Source organism: Teichococcus wenyumeiae (assembly GCF_003696345.1).
Taxonomy (GTDB): domain Bacteria; phylum Pseudomonadota; class Alphaproteobacteria; order Acetobacterales; family Acetobacteraceae; genus Pseudoroseomonas; species Pseudoroseomonas wenyumeiae.
Window position 1 is genome coordinate 1 of the sequence record NZ_RFLX01000082.1, and the last position, 7546, is coordinate 7546.

7 protein-coding genes are annotated in these 7546 nt (G+C 64.8%); 4 read left to right on the forward strand and 3 right to left on the reverse strand.

Features of this window, described 5'->3' with window-relative positions:
• Nucleotides 1–1803: carbohydrate-binding domain-containing protein (locus EBE87_RS27185; RefSeq protein WP_302466818.1), on the forward strand; the 1803-nt coding region annotated here is incomplete at its 5' end.
• Nucleotides 1804–2274: 471 nt separating this feature from the next.
• Here EBE87_RS27185 and EBE87_RS27190 read toward each other — a convergent pair.
• Both EBE87_RS27190 and EBE87_RS29245 read right to left on the reverse strand, forming a co-directional pair.
• A complete protein-coding gene (locus tag EBE87_RS27190; RefSeq protein ID WP_120640675.1) occupies nucleotides 2275–3876 on the reverse strand; it encodes a hypothetical protein in 1602 nt (533 codons plus the stop codon).
• Between the two features lie 880 nt (nucleotides 3877–4756).
• On the reverse strand, nucleotides 4757–4921 hold the full coding sequence (locus tag EBE87_RS29245; protein ID WP_158601042.1) for a hypothetical protein: 165 nt from the start codon (nucleotides 4919–4921) through the stop codon (nucleotides 4757–4759).
• 157 nt (nucleotides 4922–5078) lie between these two features.
• Between EBE87_RS29245 and EBE87_RS27195 the strand changes: the two genes are divergently transcribed.
• The 3 genes from EBE87_RS27195 to EBE87_RS27200 all read left to right on the forward strand — a co-directional run bounded on the left by EBE87_RS27195 (nucleotide 5079) and on the right by EBE87_RS27200 (nucleotide 7144).
• Nucleotides 5079–5474, forward strand: a complete 396-nt coding sequence (locus EBE87_RS27195) for a helix-turn-helix domain-containing protein (protein WP_120640676.1) — start codon at nucleotides 5079–5081, stop codon at nucleotides 5472–5474.
• A gap of 220 nt (nucleotides 5475–5694) precedes the next feature.
• The gene (locus EBE87_RS30145; protein ID WP_158611683.1) at nucleotides 5695–5838 is read left to right on the forward strand and encodes a hypothetical protein; all 144 of its coding nucleotides are present in this window, start codon (nucleotides 5695–5697) and stop codon (nucleotides 5836–5838) included.
• 292 nt (nucleotides 5839–6130) lie between these two features.
• Nucleotides 6131–7144 carry a glycosyltransferase family A protein gene (locus tag EBE87_RS27200; protein ID WP_120640677.1) on the forward strand — a complete coding sequence of 338 codons (1014 nt, stop codon included), beginning with the start codon at nucleotides 6131–6133 and terminating at the stop codon, nucleotides 7142–7144.
• 117 nt (nucleotides 7145–7261) lie between these two features.
• On the opposite strand, the gene EBE87_RS27205 is transcribed toward EBE87_RS27200, so the two are convergent.
• A partial coding sequence (locus tag EBE87_RS27205) for a helix-turn-helix domain-containing protein (RefSeq protein WP_233560254.1) occupies nucleotides 7262–7546 on the reverse strand: 285 nt, incomplete at its 5' end.

A 7546-nucleotide genomic window follows, 5' to 3' on the forward strand; every position in this document is an offset into this window, starting at 1 on the left:
GGCGATGCCCGCAGCGGCTGGCTCAACATCCGCCAGGACATCGCGCATCTGCACGAGACCGGCGCCATCGCCAACTACGACCTTGGCGTGGCCGTGGACAGCAGCCTGCTGCAATCCTATGCCGAGGCCACCGCGGCCGCCGGCTGGGGTGAGCCGCTGTCGGCCAATGGCGTGACCCAGTTCATGCCGGGTGTGGGCGGGCGGGCCGATATCGGCATCACCACGCAGTCCAACACCGTCTGGCTGATGACGCAGGACATCCGCGCCGCCACCCATGCGCTGGGCCAGGCGGAGACCGCCAGCGCGGTGCCCTGGAACATGTGGGACGGCGCCAACGGCCGCTGGCTGAACACCGAGGACTACCCGAAGCTCTGGACCGATGTCCGTGGCGGCACCGGCACGCCGGGCGATGCCAGCTCCGGCGGGCTGACGCAGCAGGGCGACGGCATCAGTGGCTGGGAGTTGGACTCGGCGCATCAGCCGGACCTGTCCTTTGTGCCCTATATCCTCACCGGCGAGCGCTGGATGCTGGACAACCTGCAGGCGCAGGCGGCCTGGAACGTGGTGTCGCAATGGGCTGACAAGCGTGGTGAGGACGGCAACCTGGTGGTGCCGGACAACCAGGTGCGCGGCTCCGCCTGGGCGCTGCGGCAGATCGACGAGGCCGCCTGGGCCAGCCCGAACGGCAGCGCCGAGCAGGCCTATTTCAGCAAGGTCTCGGAAGCCAACTGGTCCTGGATCGTGCAGCAGATCCCGAGCTGGACGGAGATGCAGGGCGAGGCGCATGGCTGGCTGCCGGGCGAATACGGCACCGAGGGGGCGCTGCCGCCGTGGCAGCAGGACTATTTCGCCTCCACCGCTATCGCGGCGGCGCGGCACGGCAACGAGGATGCGCTGACCTATCTGGAATGGGCCTCCAACTTCCTGGTCGGCCGCTTCCAGCACGAGGCCAATGGCTTCGCGGAGCATGACGGCGCCGCCTATCTGCTGGCGATCAGCGACCCGGCGACGGGGCGGGTGTTCAACACCTGGTCCGAGATCGGCGCCACCACCGCCTCCTACGGCTGGTCCAACGGCGATGGCTGGAGCCATACCGACGGCGACTATGCGCAGCTGGCGATGGCGACGCTCTCGGGCATCGCCGAGCTGACCGGCTCGCAGGCGGCGGCGGATGCCTATCACGCGCTGCTGGCGGACAATGCGCCCTTCGTCAGCGACAGCGACTTCTCCCGCGACCCCACCTTCGCCATCGTGGCACCGGGTGAGGACAACACGCCGATCGTTCAGATCCCGGCACCTTCGGCGCCGATCGTCACGAATCCTGTCGAAACGCCGGCGGATAACGGTTCCGACTCTCCCTCAGCCGGCATGCCGCAGGACGGCGGGGACACCACTCCGGTGGTCGATGTTCCGCGTGACGACGGGCAGAGCTCCAGCCCGGTGGACCCCGCGACGCAGAAGATCGCGCTCGCGGTGCTGCTGGGCGGCGATGCCTGGCAGGGGAATCCCTATGCCACCGTTTCGGTGGACGGGCATGAGGTCTATCGTGGAGAGGTGGTGTCGCGTGGCGACACGATGGAGCTGACGCTGGGCAACATCACCGCTGACACCTCGCATGTCGTGGAAGTCGCCTTCCTGAACGATGCCTGGGGCGGTTCTTCGGCCACCGACCGCAACCTGCGGGTTGAGGATATCCATCTCAATGGCACCTCGACCGGCGAGTATGTGGAACTGAACAACAATGGCTCGGTGGTCTTCCAGATCGACGCCAATCAGCAGATGGACCATTGGTTCATCGGCTGAGCCGCGCCGCTGAAAGAAGCCCGCCTGGTGGTGTTGCCACCGGGCGGGCAAGCTGACCTGCCAATCAGGCCGCCGCCGGCCAGGAGCTTTCTGGCCGGCGGCATCTGATGGCGTGCAGTGCTGGCGCCTGGGCTTCGGCCCAGGGCCACCATACCGAAGCCAAAGAGGGCACAGGATGCCGGCTTCGATACAGGCACCTGAAGATCCAGCAGTGAGCGGCGCTGAAGCGTTTGCGACAATTCAGCGAATTCGCTGACGCCTACTGGCGAATTGCCGATGCCGCCAACGATTCTGTCCTGGCGGAAGCCTGTGCCCGCTCAAGGTGGCGAGGCCCCCGGGTCGTCATCGCTTGAGAAACTTGCTTCCTGCGGCACCAAGGCATGGAAGCAGGCCCATGAAGCCCGGCAACCGACAGACTTTATTTTATGAAATTCACCACATAAACCGGCGGGAAACCGCCTCGGCCTGCTGCTAGCGGGCGCGGGGCGGCTGTGGCAGCGCCTTGTAACGGCGCCAGCCGGCCAGCAGCGTCGCCAGTTGCTCGTCCTGCCCGGCACGGTCCCGCCGCAGGCGCTGCAGGGAGGTGCGGGTTGTCAGGGCCGGATGGCCCGGCGGCAGGTCCGCACCTGTGGTCAGGGCCTGAAGAAAGCCGGGGGCAAGGCGGGGGTCGTCCCGCTCGATCACATAGGCGCCGTAGCCCATCACCGATGAGCGGCCGAAATCCACCATGCGCCGGGCGAAACCGCGCAGCTCGATCAGGCGGGGATGCTGCGTCAGGATTTCGCGGATCTCGGCGGCGCTGGCGCGCTTGTGGCGGGTCGGCACGCCGGCCTTGCGCTCATGCCGCCACAGGAGATTGGCCATGGCGATGGCCAGAGGCTGGTCGCCGAAGTCGCCGGCGGGGTCCTCGGCGGCGGCGGCGCGGCGGGGCTGGATGTCGTAGCTGGCACAGGCGGCATCCGGCAGGCCACGGATCACGGGCACCTCGATGGTGCGGCCGGCGGCGATCACCGCCAGCAGCCGGTGCTGGCCATCGGCCAGATAGCCGTCCCGCGTGAAGCAGATGGGTTGGGCATTGGGCATCCAGCGGCCACGGGCGATGTCACCGCTCAGCGCCTCCACCAGCGAGGCGATGGGCTGTCGGGCGGGATGCCCGGTGACCAGATAGGTGCCGGCGGTGGCGGGGTCGATGGATTCGATTTGGCAGGTGAAGTTCTCTTCCGCGGCACGGGGCGCCACCGGGCCGGGGGCCAGGGACCGCAGGCCTGGATAACCCTCCAGTTGCGGAAAGGGATCGGCCGGACGCTCCCCCCGCGTGCGGTGCAGCCAGAGCAGGCGCCGGGGCGTCTCGCCCCGCAGCATGGCATTCATCGCCAGAATGGTCACGGCGATGAGGCGGAGAATGCGGTCGGAGCTTTCCGTCACCTCCTCGCTGCGCTGGATCTCGTCCAGCAGGGTGATGCCAGGCTCGTTGGCGGGGTAGTGCTCGGGCCTGAGCAAGACATCAAGCAGCCGTTCGAGCATGGTCGGGTTCACCTGCCGGCCCATGAAGATCGCCATGCTCCGCACCGGCTCCGGCAGGGGGCAGTCCGGCAGGGCCAGGCTCTCGGCCAACGCGTCCTGCAAGGGCGTGGTGCTGCTGAGGATATGCCAGAGCCGTACCCAACTGATGGCGGGCATGGCCGATTGGCCCAGCAGCCCTTCCTCATAACGTGCGAGGCGTAGCGCCAGGGCGGCGAGGAGGTGGTGGTGTGCAAAGCCGCGCTGCTTCAGCAAGGCGGCGAAGCTGCGGTGGCGATGTTGGTCGATGGTGTGGAAGGCGCTGTCCTCGACATTCTCGGCCAGGAAGCCGGCGAGGGGGATGCCGGCCTCGACGCTGGCTGAGAGGCGTTGCACGCCATCCAGCAGCCGCCCTTCGCGTGAGAGGGTGACAGGCACTCCATTCATCACCCAGGAGCCTTCGCGCATGGCCTGCGCATAGGCCGCCACCGCATCCGGCCGCAGCCGCGCCGCCGGATGCATGCGGGTCAGAAGGTCGCGTGCCTCCGCGATGGAGAGGGTAGTGAAGCGCAAGGTGATGGCGGGGGCTGAGTTGGAGGGGGCAGGGGCAGACTGCTGGCAGGCCGTCCCGGTTGGCGAGGAACCCTCTGGTAAACTCATAACCCGGCCTGCCTCGATCTGGCGGCTGCCACAGGCGAGGAAAAGGCGGAATAGCGGATGCCGCGTGGAACATCGTCAGGTCTGATGGTCCAAAGGCGATCCGGCATCGCGGCGGTCCTTCACGCTCGCATGTTTGGTAGGCTTCTCAACTCAGACTGTCGCAGGCCGGCATAGGCAGGCCTTATTGTAAAGACTCGTGAGGAACACCGAGCATAAAGTAGACGTGGCGCCTCGAACGTGAAAACTTCATTCTCACAGAAAGTTGAGATTTGTTTCTTCATTCCTGAAGAAAATATTGAATGCGCTTTAATAAAATTCGCGAGCCTCTTCATAATGATGCGGAGGGGAGGATGGAGGCTGCATGCGCTGGCCGGTCTAACCGGCCGAGGATCAGCGAGAGGTGGGACGGAAGCAAAATAGCTTACGCGCACTTCGATAGCTTCCTATTTATCAGCTACATACTGGATTTTGTGCGGCCAAGCTTGGCCGGTGGGCGGGTTTATACGCGCAGTACGTGGTGCATTGTGTTTCGCCAAGCGAGGCACTTCGCTGAACACATCAGAAAAGCAGCATCGCCTATGCGCTTTTTCGCAAGCAGTGTTCACATGTCCTTGTGTAAAGAAGGCGCGTTTTTCGCTGCCCAGAAACAATAGATTTGAAGTGTCTCCGAAACGAATGACTATGCCGGGGCAGTCTGCCGAGGTGGGTATGTAAGCGTTTGTCAGGACTTTCCTTCTGATATCGTTAAGAGTCGTTTTTGCGCATTCAAGGTGATTTTTCCAGCCAAGGCAGTTTAGCGCAGCAGCGGCACCTTCTTCTGTGGGTCGAGAATGCTTGGATCTTCTGCGCGTGCGAGGCTCCGCAGAAGATCGCTGCTGCCCCGCTTCCTTTCCAACACGTTTATTCGCACCCGCGCACAGAAGCGGGAGTTTTCCGCCAGCGACAAACGGTTCTTCATGCAGCGTAAGGTCCGTTCCTGTCGCCGAACCATGGGACAGAGCTGACCAGGGAGCATGCCGCATGAGGTCCGATATGATGGATTTCCACCCGTTCTCCTTGTTTCACGATAAGGCTTCGGTCCTGATGCCGCTCTCTTCCATGCAGGGGGTGGTGTCGTGAGGGAAAGGCGGCCCACCAAGTCCGACAGTGTTGTCGGGCACGAGATCCGTCAGTACCGCCGTTCGGCCGGGCTGACGCAGAAGCAGATCGCCAGCATGATCGGTGTCACTGGCGCACAGCTGCATCGCTATGAAACCGGCGCCACGCGCATCACCGCCAGCCGGCTGATCGCGATCGCCAATGCGCTTGGGGTGCGGCCTGACACCCTGTTGGCTTCCGCCGCTCAGCCGGAGCCGGTCCAACCTGCTCCGCTGCATTCAAGCGATGAGATGGTGGAACTGATCCAGATGTTCGGCAGCATCGCCGATCCACGGCACCGCAGTGCCCTGGTCGCAGTAGCGCGCATGATGACGGCGCCAGCGGCCCAGCATGCCACTGACGAGACAACCTGACTGCCTCCGGGCCCGGCGAACCCCCGCCCGGGCCCGGATGCTATCAGGCTGAGATGTCGCTTCGTGGAGCGGTTTTCCATGCGCCCATGCTGCCCCAGGCGAAGCAGGAAAGCTGCACCTGGAGCCGGGATTCCATGAAAAGCCCTGCCAGACTGTGGCGTGACTGTTTACCCTGCCAGAGCGGCGCGCCAGCAGCGCCGAAGTGGCGGAGGCGGCACGCATGGAGCCTTTTGACTCCCCTGACCCGAAGAAAGAGTCTGAAGGGCGGCGCTGGTCCTGGCCTGCGGCGGCAATGTTTATCGGTTTGTGCTCACTGCTTGGCTGGCTCATGGTCCTTCTGTTTCTCTTCATCCTGACGCGTTGAACTTTTGGTCAGGAACCAGCCCGGTTATTGGCAATCTAGCGGCGTCAGTAGATGAGATGCTGTTATTTCTGGAGCGGACATCAAGTTTATCCCAGAGTAAGCAAATACCCATAAATGAAAATTTTGATTTTCGGCCTGTGATCGGTTGAATTATTCTTGCCTCCCTGTACATTGTTGCGAAATAACAATGTTACCGAAAGGGCGATCCAGTGAACCGCGGCGGGATCTGTTCGGTATTCCACGCGCTGAAGCCTTTCTGGCATGAAGTTTCGCTGCCGGGCGGCAGGGGCGCATGAGGAACACGTCGGATATCAGTATCAGCGTGGTGGTATCCTGCACCGCGCAAACGGCCGCACTGCTGCCATGGACGCTGAAAGCCGTCATGGCGCAGACCAGCCCATCCCATGACATCATCGTGGTGGAAAACAGCGCGGTGCCGGAACTGCCTTCCATGCCGGCCCGGGAAGCGCGGCGGCTGCGCCTGCTGCATCTGCCGGGCGCTGCCCGCCCGGCATTGCGCAACGCCGGGCTTGCTGCGGCGCAGGGCGTGTTGGTGGCTTTCTGCGACAGCGGGGATCTCTGGAAGCCAAGTTACCTCGCCATCATGCGGGAGATGTGGCGCGTGGAGCCCCGGCTGCTTCTGGCCTATGGCGATGCGGTGCCCTTGCAAGGCGACACCTGGGGCACTGAACGCGGCTTCGCCAATGCCCCGACCGGCTTCTGGGACGGACAGCGTAGCCTGGGGCCGCTGTTGTCGGTCTTCGATCAACCACCCATGCCGCGGCTGCTGGAGTTCCAGCCCTTCCTGCCTTCCGGCCTTGTCGCGCAGCGCGGCTTTCTGGAAAGGGTGGGCGGTTGGGATACCGCATGTACCCTGCTTCCTGGCCATGACTTCGCGACCGCACTGCGCCTCGCGCGTCATGCCCTCTTCGGCATCATGCAGCGGGCCATGGTTGGGGTGCGGCCGGAGGCTGATGGCCCCGCCCACGCGCAAGCTGTGAACATGGGAGAGGCCCGGATTCTGGAACGGGCCCTGGCCCGAGACGAAACCCTGTGGTCCCAGGCGCAAGTCATCAGGGCCGCTATCGTCCGGCGGCGGCAGGCGGCGCTGGCTATCGCCTTTGCGCGTGGTGACCTGGCGGCGGTGCAGGAGATCGCGGCGCTGCTGCCCCAACAGGAAAGATCTTCGCCGACGCTGCTAAAACTGGGCCTCGCCGCGTTGCCAGCGCCTCTGCGGCGGGCGGGCAGCGCGGCTTTGTTCGGCCTCGGTGCCTCGCGCACTTCGTTGCGCTGGCCGGGCAACTAGGCCACCTCCGGGCCCTTTTTCGAGAGCCGCTGGGTGGCGGCTGGCCTCGTTACACTCCGAACGCCAGCGGCGGCTACCGCACATGCTTTCGGCCGCGCGAGGAACCACTTGTTTCCTTCAGGGCGTTTTGTCGGAAGGCGCGCCGCCCGGCTCGTCGTCCTGAGACGCCTCATCCGGATCGTCGTTCTGGTTCGGCGAGAGGCGGTGCGTTTCGAGCAGTCCGTAGATGGTGGGGCGCGAGATGCCGAGCAGGCGGGCGGCGGCGGCGAGCGAGCCGTTGGAGCGGGCCAGCGCCCGCTCGATGGTGGCGCGCTCGGCGCGCAGGCGGGCGGCGCGGAGGTCGAGATCGACCTCCGAGGGTTCGGCCGGCGGCGAGAGCTCGAGGTCGGCGGCCGAGATGGT

Excerpts from the sequence above, each read along its gene's own strand:
- EBE87_RS29245 (WP_158601042.1), bottom strand. The coding sequence starts at position 4,921 with ATGAAGAACCGTTTGTCGCTGGCGGAAAACTCCCGCTTCTGTGCGCGG.
- EBE87_RS30145 (WP_158611683.1), top strand. The coding sequence starts at position 5,695 with ATGGAGCCTTTTGACTCCCCTGACCCGAAGAAAGAGTCTGAAGGGCGG.
- EBE87_RS27200 (WP_120640677.1), top strand. The coding sequence starts at position 6,131 with ATGAGGAACACGTCGGATATCAGTATCAGCGTGGTGGTATCCTGCACC.